Annotated in this window: 16 protein-coding genes; 5 read left to right on the forward strand and 11 right to left on the reverse strand. The window is 62.4% G+C overall.

Going from position 1 to position 16,907, the window contains the following annotated elements:
* The 3 genes from bamA to QQL85_RS25880 all read left to right on the forward strand — a co-directional run.
* Nucleotides 1–1,134: outer membrane protein assembly factor BamA (gene bamA / locus QQL85_RS25870; protein WP_284356016.1), on the forward strand; the 1,134-nt coding region annotated here is incomplete at its 5' end.
* A 105-nt stretch (nt 1,135–1,239) separates the two neighbouring features.
* Nucleotides 1,240–1,623: a hypothetical protein gene (locus tag QQL85_RS25875; RefSeq protein WP_284356017.1), complete on the forward strand. Its 384-nt coding sequence runs from the start codon at nt 1,240–1,242 to the stop codon at nt 1,621–1,623.
* Between the two features lie 14 nt (nt 1,624–1,637).
* Nucleotides 1,638–2,603 (forward strand): endonuclease, encoded by a 966-nt coding sequence (locus QQL85_RS25880; RefSeq protein WP_284356018.1) that lies wholly within the window; start codon nt 1,638–1,640, stop codon nt 2,601–2,603.
* Nucleotides 2,604–2,652: 49 nt separating this feature from the next.
* Here QQL85_RS25880 and QQL85_RS25885 read toward each other — a convergent pair whose 3' ends face one another.
* The 8 genes from QQL85_RS25885 to QQL85_RS25920 form a co-directional block, all read right to left on the reverse strand.
* Nucleotides 2,653–3,627, reverse strand: a complete 975-nt coding sequence (locus QQL85_RS25885) for a 2-hydroxyacid dehydrogenase (protein ID WP_284356019.1) — start codon at nt 3,625–3,627, stop codon at nt 2,653–2,655.
* A 10-nt stretch (nt 3,628–3,637) separates the two neighbouring features.
* Nucleotides 3,638–4,930 carry an MFS transporter gene (locus QQL85_RS25890; protein WP_284356020.1) on the reverse strand — a complete coding sequence of 431 codons (1,293 nt, stop codon included), beginning with the start codon at nt 4,928–4,930 and terminating at the stop codon, nt 3,638–3,640.
* A 58-nt stretch (nt 4,931–4,988) separates the two neighbouring features.
* Nucleotides 4,989–5,939 carry a sugar kinase gene (locus QQL85_RS25895; protein ID WP_284356021.1) on the reverse strand — a complete coding sequence of 317 codons (951 nt, stop codon included), beginning with the start codon at nt 5,937–5,939 and terminating at the stop codon, nt 4,989–4,991.
* Nucleotides 5,932–6,711 carry a sugar phosphate isomerase/epimerase family protein gene (locus tag QQL85_RS25900; protein ID WP_284356022.1) on the reverse strand — a complete coding sequence of 260 codons (780 nt, stop codon included), beginning with the start codon at nt 6,709–6,711 and terminating at the stop codon, nt 5,932–5,934. Before QQL85_RS25900 ends, QQL85_RS25895 begins: the two co-directional genes overlap by 8 nt.
* 66 nt (nt 6,712–6,777) lie before the next feature.
* Nucleotides 6,778–7,797 (reverse strand): transcriptional regulator PtxS, encoded by a 1,020-nt coding sequence (gene ptxS, locus QQL85_RS25905; RefSeq protein WP_284356023.1) that lies wholly within the window; start codon nt 7,795–7,797, stop codon nt 6,778–6,780.
* Nucleotides 7,798–8,062: 265 nt separating this feature from the next.
* Nucleotides 8,063–9,310, reverse strand: a complete 1,248-nt coding sequence (locus QQL85_RS25910; protein WP_284356024.1) for a cytochrome c — start codon at nt 9,308–9,310, stop codon at nt 8,063–8,065.
* 12 nt (nt 9,311–9,322) lie between these two features.
* A complete protein-coding gene (locus tag QQL85_RS25915) occupies nt 9,323–11,107 on the reverse strand; it encodes a GMC family oxidoreductase (protein ID WP_284356025.1) in 1,785 nt (594 codons plus the stop codon).
* 3 nt (nt 11,108–11,110) lie between these two features.
* Nucleotides 11,111–11,860, reverse strand: a complete 750-nt coding sequence (locus QQL85_RS25920; protein ID WP_284356026.1) for a gluconate 2-dehydrogenase subunit 3 family protein — start codon at nt 11,858–11,860, stop codon at nt 11,111–11,113.
* Nucleotides 11,861–12,136: 276 nt separating this feature from the next.
* Here QQL85_RS25920 and QQL85_RS25925 point away from each other — a divergent pair, with 276 nt between their 5' ends.
* On the forward strand, nt 12,137–12,826 hold the full coding sequence (locus tag QQL85_RS25925) for a histidine phosphatase family protein (protein ID WP_284356027.1): 690 nt from the start codon (nt 12,137–12,139) through the stop codon (nt 12,824–12,826).
* A gap of 2 nt (nt 12,827–12,828) precedes the next feature.
* Nucleotides 12,829–13,647: a phosphatase PAP2 family protein gene (locus tag QQL85_RS25930; protein ID WP_284356028.1), complete on the forward strand. Its 819-nt coding sequence runs from the start codon at nt 12,829–12,831 to the stop codon at nt 13,645–13,647.
* A gap of 16 nt (nt 13,648–13,663) precedes the next feature.
* On the opposite strand, the gene QQL85_RS25935 is transcribed toward QQL85_RS25930, so the two are convergent.
* The 3 genes from QQL85_RS25935 to QQL85_RS25945 form a co-directional block, all read right to left on the reverse strand.
* Nucleotides 13,664–14,944, reverse strand: coding sequence for an OprD family porin (locus tag QQL85_RS25935; protein ID WP_284356029.1), 1,281 nt, complete (start codon nt 14,942–14,944; stop codon nt 13,664–13,666).
* Between the two features lie 43 nt (nt 14,945–14,987).
* On the reverse strand, nt 14,988–16,304 hold the full coding sequence (locus QQL85_RS25940; protein WP_284356030.1) for an MFS transporter: 1,317 nt from the start codon (nt 16,302–16,304) through the stop codon (nt 14,988–14,990).
* A 67-nt stretch (nt 16,305–16,371) separates the two neighbouring features.
* Nucleotides 16,372–16,896 (reverse strand): gamma carbonic anhydrase family protein, encoded by a 525-nt coding sequence (locus QQL85_RS25945; RefSeq protein WP_284356031.1) that lies wholly within the window; start codon nt 16,894–16,896, stop codon nt 16,372–16,374.
* Between the last annotated feature and the right edge of the window lie 11 nt (nt 16,897–16,907).

Below are 16,907 nucleotides of genomic sequence, written 5' to 3' on the forward strand. Positions count from 1 at the left end.
GTCGACGTCAACTACAGCGTCGAAGAGCAGGCTTCCGGCTCGATCACCGCCAGCGTCGGTTTCGCCCAGAGCGCCGGACTGATCCTCGGTGGTTCGATCAGCCAGAGCAACTTCCTGGGGACCGGTAACAAGGTGTCGATCGGCTTGACCCGCAGCGAATACCAGACCAAGTACAACTTCGGCTTCACCGATCCCTACTTCACCGCCGACGGTGTCAGCCTGGGCTACAACGCCTTCTACAGCAGCACCGACTACAGCGATTACTACGACGATGGCGTTTCGTACTATGCAATCAACAGCTACGGTGCCGGCGTGAGTTTTGGCTACCCGATCAACGAAACCTCGCGCCTGACCTACGGCCTCACCCTGCAGCACGACGACATCTCGCCCGGCACCTACAGTGCTGACGAGATCTACGACTTCATCGCCCGCGAGGGCAAGAGCTTCAACAACCTCAAAGCCTCGATTGGCTGGTCCGAGTCCACCCTGAACAAGGGCGTGATGGCCACCCGCGGCCACTCGCAAAGCCTCACGCTGATGGCCACCACCCCTGGCAGCGACCTGTCGTTCTACAAGCTGGATTACAACGGCCAGACCTACCTGCCCGTGACCAACAACACCTCGCTGCGCCTGCACACCAGCCTGGGTTATGGCAACGGCTATGGTTCCACCGACGGCCTGCCGTTCTACGAAAGCTACACTGCGGGTGGGCTGGGTTCGGTGCGGGGCTTCAAGGACGGCGGCCTCGGCCCACGAAACACTCCGGCCACTGGCACCTATGCCAGCGCCGGCCAAGCCTATTACTCCGACCGCGATACCGATGTGCTGGGGGGCAACATCCTGATAACCGGCGGTGCCGAGTACATCTTCCCGTTGCCGTTCGTGAAGGACCAGAGCCAACTGCGCAGCTCGGTGTTCGTCGATGCCGGCAATGTGTATGCCGACACCTGCTATTTGTCGACCACCCAGGGCTGCGGCAGCGTGGACCTGGCGCAGATGGCCGTGTCGCTGGGGGTTGGCGTGACCTGGTACAGCCCAATGGGGCCGCTCAGCTTCAGCCTGGCGGCACCGCTGAAAAAACCGGACAACGCAGAGACGCAGATCTTCCAGTTCTCGCTGGGGCAGACTTTCTGATCACCGCCAGCGCACATTACCTGCTTTTACCCCTGCTTAACCCAAGTTGACAGTCACCTTGCCTAAGCTGGCCGGCATTCGAACTCCGCCCAGCAGGACACGCCCATGCCACCGTTCACACCTTGCTTCCCCAATGCACTGCGACACGATGAAGTCCCGCTCGCGCTACTGGACCTGGTCCAGCAGCGCCTGGCCAGCCTGCTCGGCCCGCGCTTCACGGTGGTACTGGGCGGCAGTGGCAATGGCGCCGGGGTCAGCCACTATCACCTGGCCATCCAGCACAACCAGAGCGGCGTTTCGCTGGAGGACTATGGCGACGTCAGTGCCGGTTTCATCGAGCGCCTGCTGCGCATGGGCACCCAGGTCAGGGACATGCTCGACTCAAGCACGTTCAGCCGTATGGCCAGCGACGACCCAGGCAGACCCTTGGTGTGGCTCCGCGAGCTGGCCAGCCCCGGGGAAACCATTACAATGCGCGCCCCATCCTGAAATCTGTTTTCCTCATGAAATCACTGCTTTACGCCGTAACCTTACTGTTTTCCTTTACCCTGCCCGCCTTGGCCAACCCACCGGCAACCTTCACCGAAGCCAAGGTGGTGGCCAAGCAGAAGGTCTACCTGGACCAGGCCAGCAGCGCCATGGGCGACCTGTACTGCGGTTGCAAATGGACCTGGGTGGGCAAGTCCGGCGGGCGCATCGATGCCGCTTCGTGCGGTTACCAGACCCGCAAGCAGCAGAACCGCGCCGAGCGTACCGAGTGGGAACACATCGTGCCCGCCTACACCTTCGGCAACCAGCGCCAGTGCTGGAAAAACGGCGGCCGCGAGCATTGCGTGGACAGCGACCCGGTATTCCGCGCCATGGAAGCCGACCTGTTCAACCTGTACCCGGCGGTGGGCGAGGTGAATGGTGACCGCAGCAACTTCAACTACGGCATGGTTGCCGGCAATGCCGGCGAATATGGCCAGTGCTCCACCAAGGTCGATTTCGTCCAGCGCGCTGCAGAGCCGCGTGATGAAGTGAAAGGCCTGGTGGCGCGCACGACGTTTTACATGTTCGATCGCTACCAGCTGAGCATGTCGCGCCAGCAGCAACAGCTGCTGATGGCCTGGGACAAGCAACACCCGGTGTCGGCCTGGGAAAAAGAACGCGACCGGCGTATTGCGGCCATCATGGGTCATGCCAACCCGTTCGTGAGCGGCGAGCGAAAATGGACAGCTGACTACAAGCCGGCTGGCAGTGGTGTGGTGCAAGCGATGCCGGTGAAAGCGGCCAAGGCAGAGGCCACACCGAGCCTGGCCAGCACCGAGTCGGTCGGGGCCGTGCTTGGCAACCGCAACAGCCATGTTTATCACCTGTCCGTTGGCTGCCCGGGCTACAACCGGGTGGCTTCGAAGAACCAGGTAACCTTCGCTACCGAGGGTGAGGCGCAGGCTGCAGGCTACCGCAAGGCCGGTAACTGCCGGTAAGCGCCCGTTCAACTGCGCAGTAATGGGGCCGCACAGCGGCCCCTTGCTCTCAAGGCCTGCACGCCTCATTCACTAGATTCGCCGGCCGTTCACCGGCCAGCGCGCTGAGCAGGTTGTCCACCGCGCAACGCGCCATGGCCTGGCGCGTCTCCTCGGTTGCCGAGCCGATGTGTGGGGTCGCTACCACGTTATCCAGCTGCAACAACGGCGAGTCTGTCAACAGCGGCTCCTGCACAAACACGTCCAACCCCGCGCCGCGTATGCGCTTGGCCCGCAGCGCATCGATCAGCGCAGGCTCATCCACCACGCGCCCGCGCGAGATGTTCACCAGAATCGCCTCGGGTTTCATCAGCGCCAGCTCCCGTGCACCAATCAGGCCTTCGGTGCTGGCACTCAGCGGCACGGTCAGGCAAACGAAATCCGCCTGCTGCAACACCTCATCCAGACTGCACTGGCGTGCGGCATATCGCGCCTCCACCTCGGGCTTGGCGCGCTGGCTGTGGTAAAGCACGCGCATCCCAAAGCCGGCAGCAGCTCGCCGGGCCAAGGCCTCGCCGATGCGGCCCATGCCGACGATGCCCAACGTCTTGCCATGCACGTCACAGCCAAAATGCGCCGGGCCCAGGTTGGCCTGCCAGTGGCCGCCACGCACCCAGTTCGCCAACTCCACCACCCGCCTGGCAGTGGCCAGGATCAAGGCAAAACCCGTGTCGGCAGTGGTTTCGGTCAGCACGTCGGGCGTGTTGGTCAGCATCACGCCGCGCCGGCTGAGCTCGGCAATGTCATAGTTATCCACGCCTACCGATACGCTGGACACCACTTCCAGCTGTGGCGCCAGGTCAAGCAAGCTGGGATCCAGGCGCAGGCTGGCCCCCAGCAAGCCATGCGCCCCCGGCAACGCATCACGCAGGCGGGCCAGGCCATCGGGCTGGACGGTATCCACCCAGGTGACCTCGACACGATCTTGCAGACGGCTCATCAAGTCGTCAGACAGGCGTTTATACAGGACGATTCGCTTCTTCATTGCAGGTTTCCTAAGGGTTCATGGCCAACCGCGAGCTGTTGCGCTTGGCCCGGCCAGATGTCTGTGACGTGTTGAGTGCGGCGGTAAGCGCCACGGCGGTCAGCAACGCGCCGCACATGAACAGGTAAGAAGCGCCCGGCCCGCCGGTAGCGCCATTGAGATAGCCCACCAGCCACGAGCCGCCGAACGAACCCAGCGCGCCCATGCTGTTGATCAGCGCCATGGCCCCGCCTGCGACGTTCGCCGGCAGGATCTCGGGCACGATCGCGAAGAACGGGCCATAGGGTGCGTACATGCAGGCGCCGGCCAGCACCAGCAACGCATAGGACAGCCAGAAATGCTCGCTACCCAAGGCGTACGAGCCATAGAACGCCACGGCAGCAACCAGCAGCGGCGGCCAGACGAAGCGCTTGCGCTTTTGCAGGCGGTCGGACGCCCAGGACACGCCGACCATCGCCAGTACCGCCGCCAGGTAAGGCACCGAAGCCAGCCAGCCGGCCTGCACGATATCGACATTGGCCGCTTGCTTAAGAATCGACGGCAGCCACAGCACGAAGCCATAGACGCCGATGCTCCAGCAAAAGTACTGCAGCGCCAGGATGATCACCTGCGGCGAACGGAACGCCTCGCGGTAGTTCTTCACAGGCTTGATGCCCTGTTGCTCGGCGGCCAGCGCCTGCGCGAGGGCGGCCTTTTCCTGCGCGCTCAACCAGCTGACCTGAGCTGGGCGGTCATCCACCAGGCGCCACCAGAAGAACGCCCAAATCACGGCTGGCAGGCCTTCGATGATGAACATCCAGCGCCAGTCGTAGTGCTTGATGAGGTAACCCGACACCACCGACATCCACAGGATGGTCACCGGGTTGCCGAGCATCAGGAAGGTATTGGCACGCGAGCGCTCGGCACGGGTGAACCAATGGCACAGGTACACCAGCATCGCCGGCATGACGGCGGCCTCTACCACCCCGAGCAGGAAGCGGATGCCAATCAGCATGTAGACGTTGCTGACCATGCCAGTGAGCGTGGCAAGGCCACCCCAAAGGATCAGGCAGACAAAAATCAGCTTCTTCACGCTACGCTTTTCGGCGTAGATGGCGCCAGGCACCTGGAAGAAGAAGTAACCGAGAAAGAACAGCGCCCCCAACAGCGAAGACAGCACGGGGGTGATGCGCAGGTCTTCGGCCATGCCGGAAGCGGCGGCGAAGCCATAGTTGGCGCGATCCAGGTACGCCAGGCTATAGGTGACGAACACAATCGGGATGATGTACCACCAGCGGCGAGGTGCCAGGCTTGGGTTCTGCATGGTCTGTTTCTCCTGAGCTTGTTGTTTTTGTTGCAACAGGTGATTCGGGGTGAATGGGTCACGCGCTTCTGCGCAGCTCGAAGGCCTCCAGCTCGTGGCGCAGCGGCAGCCCTTCCATGTCGCCTCGTGACTGCACGGCACGGCTGCCGCACCAGTTACCGCGCGCCACCGCCTCGGCCACTGCGCGGCCCTCCAGCAGCGCGCTGAGCACACCGACGGCAAAAGCATCACCGGCACCGACGGTGTCCACTACACGGCTGACGGGCACGGCTGCTACCTGGCCTTCCCCTTTGGCACTGCGGAAGTAGGCGCCGGCGTCGCCCAGCTTGATCACCACCCGCTCTACCCCTTGGTCGAGGTAGAACGCGGCGATGTCCGCCGGGGTGTGCTGGCCGGTCAGCAACCGGCCCTCTTCCAGGCCAGGTAAAACCCAGTTGGCCTTGGCCGCCAGGGCATTGATTTCGCGCACCATGCTGCTTTGATCAGGCCACAGCGAAGGGCGCAGGTTGGGGTCGAACGAAACGCTGCGGCCGGCTGCGCGCATGGCGTCCACCAGCGCGTGGGACAGGGCCCGGCAGCTGTCCGACAGCGCCAGCGGAATGCCAGTGGCGTGCAGGTGGCGGGCCTGCAGTTGGCTTGGGCGCAGCAGTTCGGGCGACAGCTTGCTGGCCGCCGAGCCACGGCGGAAGTACTCCACCGCCGGGTCGCTGCCATCATCGCAGCGGGCCTTGAGCTGAAAACCCGTGGGAGCATTGACATCCACCTCGACGCCGGAGCAGTCCAGGCCTTCGCGTTGCAAGCTGTCGAGCACGAAACGGCCCAGCGAATCGTCACCGACCCGGCTTAGCCAACGCACCTTGAACCCCAGCCGCGCCAAGCCGATAGCCACGTTGCTGTCGGCGCCGGCGATGCGCTTGCCGAACTGGCTGACACTGGCCAGGTCGCCGGCTTGCTCGGCAACGAACATGGCCATGGTTTCCCCAAAGCACAACACGTCATGCTCATGCATGGGCCACCTCCTCTCCTGCGCCCAGCGCAGACAGGCTGAGCACCTGGGCACGGGTCAGCGCCAGCAGGTCTTCGCCCACCAACGGATACTCGACCGCGCGCACCACGCCAGGGGCGAATTCGGCCATGAGCGGTGCCCACGCCTGCAGGTCAGCGGCTTGCGGCGGTATGGCAACCCGGCGGCCATCGGCCCGGTGCTCCACAGCCTTGCAATGCACATAGCGCACCCAACGGCCAAGTTGGCGCGCGGCGTGCTTCGCACTCTCGCCCTGCCATTGCCAGTTACCAATATCGAAGGTCATGCCCAGGCGCAGCCCAAGCGGGTTGGCGTGCTGGAAGAACTGCAGCAGCGGCTCGATCCTGCCACCGTGTTCAGTCTGGTCGTTTTCCACCAGCAACAGCGGCCCCTGTGTTGGCAGTAGCGCCGCCAGGGCGGCTACATCACAGCGCTCATTGAAATGCCCCAAGGAAACCTTGAGCGCTACCGCGCCAAGCGCGCGGGCGACCTCCAGCTTCTGCTTCAGGAGTGGGTCGGGTACACCTTGCGCGGTCCACAACTCGAGGGGTGTCGAGTACAGGCATTCCAGCCGCAGTGCTGCAATGACCGCACCCAGCGCAGCGGCGTCCGGTGAACTGGCGAACAACTCTTCGCGCAGTTCCACTCGGCTGACGCCAGCGGCTGACAGCATGTCCAGGAACTGCTCCTGGCCACGTTGCCGCACAAAGTCGGCGCCGTAACTTGAGAGACTGATGGAAACGGGGTTCGGGTGCATTGTTCTTATCCTTATGAAACCGGTTTCATTTTTAATCGGCAGCAGCAGGCGCAGGCCTGCCGTTGCTTACTGGGGTTGAGTTGAACCGCGGATGATCAGGTTGGCCTTGAAGTCGATGCGCCGGGCTGCCCCGCTGTCACCGCGAAGGCGACCGAGCAGGCTTTCGAATGCCGCCATGCCGATACGCTCAGTGGGTTGGGCCAGTGCAGTGATGCCTTTGCCAACCAGGGGATACCAGTCGAGGTCGTCAAGGGCGATCAGCCCGACGTCGGCGAACAGGTTGCACCCGGCCTCGTGCAGGGCCCGGGTCACCGCCAAGGTGGCAACGCCGTTGAAGGTGAAGATTGCTTGCGGACCATGACCACGACTGGCAAGAAACGTAGCCAGCTGGCCCTGGAGCCCGGCGCTGATTTCCAGCACCTGCTGGCGCATGCCGGACCGGCGGCTGACCGACGCGCCGAATGCCTGCACCCGCTCCAGGCGTGAACTGGTGCCATCGAGAGGTTCGCTGACCGCCAGGATATCGCGGTAGCCCTGGGCCTGCAGGTGGTCGAGGGCCTGCTCGACCGCGTCGGCATTGTCCAGGCCCACCAGGTCGACATTCAGCTCGGGCAATTGGCGATCGACCAGCACCATGGGGATGTCACGCTGCAGGTTGAGCAATTCGCCTGGATGATGGCCAAGCGTGTTCACGATCAAACCTTCGACGTTATAGCTCTGCAGGGCCACCAGGTGGTGACGCTCTTGCTCGTCGTTGCGGTTGGTGTTGCATACCACCAGGCTGTAGCCGTGCTGACGGCAGGCGGTTTCCACGCCATGCATCACGGCCACTGAGTAGGGGTTGAGAATATCGGCTACCAGCATGCCGATCAGTCGCGTCTGGCCGCGTTTGAGGCCGCGGGCCATCTGGTTGGGGCGGTAGCCAAGCCGCTCGATGACCTCTTCCAGGCGCTTGGCCGTGGCTTCGGCCAGCAACTGGCGATCGCCACCGATGTAACGGGATACGGTGGCCTTGGAGACGCCAGCGACACGCGCTACTTCGCTGATGGTGACCCGTTCGCGGGCATGGGCAGGCGCGTCGGTCATGGGCAGTCCTTATGATTGTTGTGATTGCGATGAAACCGGTTTCAATACAGCAAAACTGCGGCAGTTCGTCAACCTTCCGTTGGTCGGCAATGTTGAAACAAACATGATATTCGAGGTTAACTAAGCAAATTAACTGATTGATGCAAATACAATTTCAACCAAAAAAACTGTGGGAGCGGGTTCACCCGCGAATGCGGCGGTAGATTCGACATCGCATTCGCGGGTAAACCCGCTCCCACAGTGGATCAGGGTGCAGCTGGAGAAGTCAGCGAAGCGACTTCACATCACCGGCCGTGACGGCGCTTCCCTGGTTGCCCCAGCTGCTCCTGATGAAATTCACCACCTCGGCAACCTCCTGGTCGCTCAGCCGCCAGCCAAACGCTGGCATGGTGAACGTCGAAGGCGCCGTATGCGTTGCCGGTACCGTGCCCCCCGCCAGCACCACATGGATCAGCGACGTGGCATCCGCAGTCTGCACCACCGGGTTGCCGGCCAAAGCCGGGAACACACGGGTGTAACCCTGGCCATCGGTACGGTGGCAGGCCGCGCAATTGTCGATGTACACCGCCGCCCCTGGCGTGCTGTCATCACCCTTCCACAGCGCATCCGCCACCTGCTTGTCATAGACGTGCGGCGTGTCTTCAGGGTTGCTCGGCGGCAGGGTCTTCAGGTATCGGGCAATCGCGGTCAGGTCGGCATCACTCATGTGCTGCATGCTGTGCTCGACCACGTCGCTCATGCCGCCGAACACGGCGCTGCGATCGCTACGCCCAGTCTTCAGAAACTGCACCAGCTGCGTTTCGCTCCAGCTGCCCAGGCCGTCCTTGTGATCGCCGCGCAGGTTTTTAGCGATCCAGCCTTCCAGCGGTGCGCTGCCGGCCAGGAACTGCTCGCCATCTGCAGGGCTCAGCGCCTTTTCCTGCAGGGTCAGCGCACGTGGCGTATGGCAGGCGCCACAATGCCCAAGGCCCTCGACCAGGTACGCGCCACGGTTCACCACCCGGTCGGCTGCCGCCGATGCCTGCCAGGGCTTGGCCTCTGGCGCAAACAAGCCGCGCCAGATTGCCAGCGGCCAACGCATGCTCAGCGGCCAGGGAATGTCAGTGGCCTTGTTCGCCTGCTCGACCGGCGCCACGCCTTTCATGAAGTAGGCGTACAGCGCCTGCATGTCCTGCTCGCTGACCCGGGCATACGACGGGTATGGCATGGCCGGGTACAAGGTGCTGCCATCCTTGCCAATGCCCTTGCGCACCGCCTGGTCGAAGTCTTCGAAGCTGTAATTGCCGATGCCGCTGGCCGCCGGAGTGATGTTGGTGGAGTACACCGTGCCGATTGGCGTTTCCATCGGCAGGCCGCCGGCAAAGGGCTTGCCGCCCTTGGCGGTATGGCAGGCCACACAGTCACCGGCGCGAGCCAGGTATTCGCCCAGTCGTACTTGTGCACCGTCATTCGCGACGGCCTGCGCGGCCGCAGTGGCACCCAGCAGCAGGGTTGCGATCAACATTGTCTTCATGCTCATCGCTCCTCAAGCCTGGACCAGCGGGCCGGGGTTTTTCAGGTATTGCTCGCGGATGGCGCGGGCCGACCAGTAGGTCAGCGCGGCCACCAGCCCGGTCGGGTTGTAACCCAGGCCCTGTGGGAACGCCGAAGCGCCCGGGACAAACACGTTATGCACGTCCCAGCTTTGCAGGTAACGGTTCAATGCACTGGTCTTGGGGTCGGTGCCCATGATCGCGCCGCCGTTCAGGTGGGTGGTCTGGTAGCTGGCGGTGTTGAAGTGGTCCTTGACCTTCTTGCCCAGTACCGCAATGGACTTGGGGTTCATCGCCTGGGCGATCTTGCTCAGCTTGTCGACCATGAACTGGTTCATCCTGATGTCGTTTTCCTGCCAGTCAAAGGTCATGCGCAGCAGCGGTTGGCCGTAGGCGTCGCGATAGGTCGGGTCCAGGTCCAGGTAATTGCCACGGTACGACTGGTGGGCGCCATGGGCGTCCATCGATACCTGGTGGGTGTAGTAGTCGGCTGTGGCTTTCTTCCAGGCACTGCCCCAGGCCGGCGTGCCCGGCGGGTTGGCGGTGCCGGCAATCGGCCGGCTGCCAGCCTGGTTCACCCACATCGGTGAGCCACCGACGAAGCCGTGGGGGCCGTGGTCGAAGTTGTCGGCGTTGAAATCGTCGATGGCGATGCCGTTGCCACCCGCGCCGATGAAGTTGTTGGTGTAGGTGTCCTTGTCGAAGAACGCCTTGACCGTGCCCATGTTCTGATAGGCGAAGTTACGCCCGACCACCCCTTCGTTCTTTACCGGGTCGTAGGGCTTGCCAATGCCGGAAAGCAGCATCAGGCGCACGTTGTTGAACTGGAACGCTGCCAGGATCACCAGCTCCGCCGGCTGCTCCACCTCCCGCCCCTGGGCGTCGATATAGGTAACGCCGGTGGCCTTGCGTTTGCTGTCGTCCAGGTTCACCCGCAGCACATGGGCATTGGGCCGCAACTCGAAGTTGGGCACCTGGCGCAGCGCCGGCAAAATGTTCACGTTGGGCGAGGCCTTGGAGTACATGTAGCACACATACCCGCTGCAGAAACCACAGAAGTTGCACGGCCCCATCTGTGCCCCGTAAGGGTTGGTGTATGGCCCGGAGGTGTTGGCCGATGGCAGGTTGTAAGGCTTGTAGCCCAAGCTGGTGGCGGCCTTTTCGAACAACCTGGCCGACACCACGTTCTTCTGCGCGGGCAGCGGGAACGGGCTGGAGCGGTCCGGCGCATAGGGGTTGCCGCCCTTCCCTTCGCCCACGACCTGTCCGTTGACGGTCCAGGCTTGGCCAGAGGTTCCGAACACCTTTTCGGCGAAGTCGAAATACGGCTCCAGCTCCTCGTAAGTGACGCCAAAGTCCTGGATGGTCATGTCGTCGGGGATGAACGTTCGCCCGTATCGCTCTTCGTAGTGACTGCGCATGCGCAACTCGACCGGGTCCACCCGAAAGTGCACACCCGACCAGTGCAAACCCGCACCGCCCACGCCCTTGCCCGGCAAGAAAGCGCCAAGCTGGCGATTGGGCAGTGCCACATCGTTCACGCTGTGGCGGATGGTGACGGTTTCTTTAGACACGTCGACGAACAGCTTCTTGCGCACGCTATAGGTCAGCTCGTCGATCACCTGCGGGTAGCTGCCTTCCGGATAGGTGTCCTGCATCGGCCCGCGCTCCAGCGCCACCACCTGCAGCCCGGCCTCGGTCAGCTCCTTGGCCATGATTGCGCCGGCCCAGCCGAAGCCGACGATCACCGCATCCACTTTGTTCAACACAGTCGCCATGCCTCAGGCCCTCTCGCCACGGATCGATACAGCCGGGAACGGGTAAGGCTCGTTGCGCTCGACCCAGTCCATGAAATCGGCGCGGGCGCCGGGGAAGCCGATCTGGGTCCAGCCGACCATGCCTTTGTTGCCGCCATGGATCGGGTCGCAGAAAAACCCTTCACGCGTGTTCTGCACCAGCAAGCTGAAGAACACCTTCGCCGGCACGGTGTCGAAAACCAGCTCCCCGGACTCGACTTTGCCGAGAATACGGTCTCGGGTAGCGCTATCTTGCGCGGCAAAAACCTGCCCGGAGTTGGCCTTGCACCAGCCGTCCAAGGCGGTGATGCCCAGGCGGTAGATCTGTTGCGGGCTGAGCTGCAACTGATAGCCCAGCTCTGGCGCTGCGTCAGCGTTGAAAGGGCCTTGCATGTACCACTGCGCGCCAGTGGCGTACGGCGTGTTCATCTGCCGGTCGATGAATTCGGCAGCGCCGGCTTCAAGCGCGCCGGGGCCAAGCTCGTCGGCCGGAATGATGCGGGACACGGCGGCTTGCAGAAACGCCCACTCTTCGGCGCTGAAAAATGTCGGCTGATAGTTACCCACCGGTGGCGCGGCCGGCACTTTCGCTGGCTGTTGCTGCTGTTGCGGGGCCGCAAGCAGTTGGCTGGCACCCACGCCCAGCCCTGTGCTGGCCACGGTAACGACAGGGATCAGGGTCAAGGTCTTGCGCAGAAAATCCCTGCGCGGGTTGTCTGGGGCATGCTCAGGCATTGGGAATCCTCATCGGCTCTGGGGCGGCCTTGATAAGCGCCATCTGATTTTCAATGGAGAGGTGATCTTGATAGGCCATCAAGAAGACAGCCGAATAATCTAGCGCGTTCAGAAATGTTTTGAAACCGGTTTCATACTTGACTTCTCATCTCTCTGGCCAGGCCAGGGCTCTTGTCGGGCCAAGGCTTTTTTCACATCTGCCTCACTCTCTACCGACATCCTGCTACCTACAGTGCCGACGCTCTCGTACGAAGCGAGCTGACTGGAGTGGCAAACATGCTGCAAGGCGTTATCGACAAATCCCCCGCATCACGGCGTTTGCAGGTAGACCGGTTACCTTGGGGTACAGCGCTATTCGCAGCCTTGAGCCTACTGCTCACCCTGGGTGTGGCAGCCGCCTGGGCGCATGCCCGCACGGCCATCCCCAACCTGGGAAACCCGCATCACCTGCAACGCAGTGGTCTAGAGGCCGCCTGGGCAAAAGGCTCGGTGATTGTCGTGCTGCGCCATGCCGAACGCTGCGACCGGTCCAGAGGTGCCTGCCTGGGAGACCCCAGCGGCATTACGGTTGCGGGCAGCCAGGTGGCCGCCGCTGTAGGCCAAGGCCTGCAACACCTTGGCCTGGCGTCATCCGACGTGTGGACCAGTCCGGAGGTGCGCACCCGACAAACCGCGCAAGCCATGTTTGGTAAAACCATTGCCACGCAAGACTGGCTTAATCAGTGTGACGGGCACTTTGCCGATAACGCCTTTGGCCACAAGCGGACCGGCCACAACCTCGTACTGGTCAGCCACAGCGGTTGTATGGAACAGCTGGAGCAAACGCTCCAGGTGCCCACCAGCGCGACGTCGAACAGCTATGCCAGCGCCCTGTTCATCACCAAGAGCAGCGATGGCAAAGCAACGCTGCTGGGCCAGATGGCTGCCAGTGAATGGCGCAAACTCGTTGATGCCAAGGAGCTGTGAACATGCCCTCCCGCGCCGCTTTCTACCGCAATAACCTGCTACTGCCGCTATTGCTGGCCGCCATCGTGTTCATGGCATTCGACCTCACCGAGCTCGATCGCTGGATCAGCAACCTGCTGCTCGACCCCGCCACCGGTCAGTTCCCGCTGCTGCACAACCAATGGTTCGAGAAGGTCACCCACAAGTGGCCGCGCATCCTGCCGGACTGGACGGGTGAACTGGCAGTCATCGGCAGCTTGTTGTCGTTCATCTGGCCGCGCCTGGCCAACCGCCCCCAACTGGGCCTGACCCGGGTGCTGGAAAAAGCCCGTATCGCGCCGGTGCTGCGCTTTACCAGCCAACACCGCCGCGACTTACTGTTCGTGGTCGTGGCGTTTGCACTGAGCACAACCGTGATTCATTACCTGAAAAGCCATACCAGTGTGTATTGCCCTGTGGAAACCACACTGTATGGCGGTACGCAGGCCCGCGTTGAATGGTTCGAAAACTTCTCCTGGTGGAACAAGGCCGGCGATGGCCGCTGCTGGCCAGGTGGCCATGCCTCCAGCGGGTTTACCTTGTTGGCGCTGTATTTCGTGGCATTGCGTCATCGCTGGGCACAGGCGCGTAAGTTGCTGGCGGTCATTCTGCTGATCGGGTTCGTGTACGGCACAACACGGGTACTGCAGGGCTGGCACTATATGTCCCATACATTCTGGGCGGGGATCTTTGTCTGGCTGACAACCTGGGTAACGGCGTTGTTCTTCTATGGCCGCATCGCGTTGCAGGCACCAGAACACAGCCCGGCAACAGCGAGTGCGCCGGCTCCAGACTTCGCGTAGTACCTCGTGCATAGCATCAGAACTCGACCGTGTACCCCACGATCACCCGGTTCTCATCCGCCGCATCGGCAAAGTTCGAGCGCATGCTCGCATTTCGCCAGCGCAGCGACACATTCCTGAGCGGCCCCGACTGCACCACATAAGTGATATCCGTGGTGCGCTCCCATTCCCGCCCTTCTCCATCGCCTGCCGCCAGCGCCCTACCCTTCGCGCTGGTGATACGCTGTGGGTCAACCTGGTCGCCCTTCACATAGCGCGCATTGAACGTAAGCCCCGGGATACCCAAGGCGGCGAAGTTGTAGTCGTAGCGCAGCATCCACGCCCGCTCGTTGGCCAAGGCAAAGGTGCTGACCTGCTGTTCACTGAACAGGTAGGTATCGGTACCTCCTACATAGGCGTACGCCGTGTCCCCACTTACCTTCTGATAACCACCACTGAAGGTGTGGCCCTGAATGCTGTAGCCGAAGTTGGTGCTGAGGGCCTGGTTGTCGACTTCACCCAGCAATGCCCGGCCTTGCTCGCGAGCCTTGAACCAGCGCCACTCGGTGAAGACATCACCCGGCCCCAGGCGGGTCTTGAATTTGAACCCGGCAAAATCACGCTGAAACAGGTCTTCGAGCGTGCTGGTGTGCAAGCTGAGGGTCAGGTTGTTCAATGGCAGGTAGTCGACACCGGCGCAATACAGCCGGTCAGTGGTGACCGTTGCCGAATAGGCCCCTTGCTGCGCCATGGCCGTCAGGTCCTCATAGTCGGTGGAGTCGCGCAGTTTGGTGGCATCCACCTGCAACAGGGTGAATACGAACCGGTCCAGGTCCTTGCTTATCAGTTGCGCGCCGTTGAACCATTGCGGGAACAGCCGGCTGGCGTTGGAAGCCAGCAGCGGCAACTGCGGGCTCAAGCCACCTGCTTTCAACTCGGTCTGCGCCAGCCTGGCCTTGAAGGTGGCCACCGCCTTGGCGTAGCCGTGCGCAGCACGCTTGTCACTGCCTCGGGGCAGCAGCCCAGTGCCGCTGCGGTCTGGCGAGGAGTCGAGCTTGAATCCAAGCATGCCCGCTGCATCCAGGCCAAGGCCGACAACGCCGTCGGTATAGCCGGACTGCAAGCGCAGCATGACGCCCTGAGCCCATTCGCCACGCCGCGATTGCGTGGCGCTTTCACCGTGAAAGTCGCGGTCGAAATAGAAATTGCGCAGTTCCAGGTTGCCGCTGCCGTCATCGATGAAGGCAGCCTGGGCGGTTTGGCAGGCGCAGCAAAGCGCCGCGAGCATCAGCGATGCTCGCCGGGAAAGAAGGATCATGGGTGTGCCTTGTTCTTGTTGTTGTTCGAAGACTCAGCGCCAATCAGCTTTTGGGGTTGCGCACATAGCGCATTACCACCAGGCAAGCGATCAGGATCAGCGGTGCGATCGACAGCATGCCCATGTAGGTGCTGCCGGTAAGGTCATTGATCTTGCCCACCATCACCGGTGCGACAATACCGCTCAGTTGCCCCACCGAGTTGATCGCAGCGGTGCCTGTGGCGATCGCAAGCCCCGAGAAGGTTGACTGAGGAATGGTCCAGAAGATCGGGATGGCGATAAAGGTGCCTGCGGTAGCCAGCACCAGTGCGGCCATCATCGCCAGTGACGAGTCGGAGAACAGGCACGCCAGCAGGTAGCCGATGGCCGCTGCAAACAGGCAGTACACCAGGTAGCGCTTGCGTTCGCCGGTACGGTCGGAGCGACGGGTCAGTAACACCATGCCGATACAGGCCACCGCATAGGGCAATGCTGACAGCACACCAACCCAGAGCATGTCCTGCACGCCCGATGACTTGATCAGGTGCGGCATCCAGAAGTTAAGGCCATAGGACGCGGTTTTGACCACATAGTAGATGAACGCCATGATCGCCACTTCACGCGTCAGCAGTACCCGCCAGATCGAGCCGAGGATGGGCTTTTCGGTGCGTTTGTCCTGAGCCAGGTTTTCCTTCAACACGTCCTTCTCTTCAGGGCTCAACCATTTGGCCGCGTCGATGTCGCGGTCCAGCTTCCACAGCACCAGCAGGCCCAGCACCACGCAAGGCAGGCCGGACATCAGGAACAGCCAGTGCCAACCGGCCAGGCCCAGCACGCCGTCCATTGTCCCCAGCAAAAAGCCCGCTGCCGGGCCACCCACCGCGCCGGCCAGTGGAACGGCAAGGAACCACAAGCCATTCATCTTTGCCAGGTGTTTGCGGGGGAACCAGCACGCCAGGTAGAACAGGATCGCCGGGCCGAAGCCGGCCTCCATCACCCCGATCAGAAAGCGCAGGAAGTACAGGGTGTACTGGGTATAGGCAAACACCAGCGCAGCCGTGGCCAGGCCCCACGACACCATGATCCGGCAGATCCAGGCCGGGGCGCCGTAGCGCTTCAGACCGAGGCTGCTGGGCACCTCGAACAGTACATAGCCGACGAAGAACATGCTTGCGGCCAGGCCGTAAGCAGCATCGCTGAGCCCTAGTTCCTGTTGCATCTGAGCTTTGGCGAAACTGATGTTGATACGGTCGAAGTACGAGAACAGGAAGCAGATGATGGCCAGCGGCATGATGCGCCAGGCCACACGGCGGTAAAGAAGCAGTTCGTTGATGTGGCTGTCGGTGCGCTCACGCGCCAGTTCGCCGGTCATGGCAACCATGGTGGATCTCCATTCTTGTAATTATTGGAGAGCAGCAGCGCCTCGGCGGGCGCCACTTGCAGGGTTTTCAGCGGATGCGGATCAGCTTTTCCTTGAAGGCCTGGCCTTTGCCAACGTATTCGGCGGCGTTACGCTGCATGGCGGCGATGGCTTGCGGCGTCAGTTCGCGTACCACCTTGGCCGGCGCCCCCAGGATCAACGAGTTGTCCGGAAACACCTTGCCTTCGGTGACAATAGCGCCAGCACCGACCAGGCAGTTGTTGCCGATGACCGCGCCGTTGAGCACCACCGCCTGGATGCCGATCAGCGCACCATCACCGATGGTGCAGCCATGCAGCATGGCCTGGTGCCCGATGGTGACGCCCTGCCCCACGGTCAGCGCAAAGCCCGGGTCGGCATGCAGCACCGCGCCTTCCTGCACGTTGCTGTGCTGGCCAATCCGGATCGGTTCGTTGTCTCCCCGCAGCACGGCCTGTGGCCATACGCTGACACCTTGTTCGAGGGTAACGTCTCCGATCACGCTGGCATCCTCGGCAACAAAGGTTTCCGGGTGCAGGCTGGGCGCAAGGGTGTCGTATTGATAGATCGCCATCTCAAGCCCTC

This window comes from Pseudomonas putida (assembly GCF_030159595.1).
Lineage (GTDB): Bacteria > Pseudomonadota > Gammaproteobacteria > Pseudomonadales > Pseudomonadaceae > Aquipseudomonas > Aquipseudomonas putida_AC.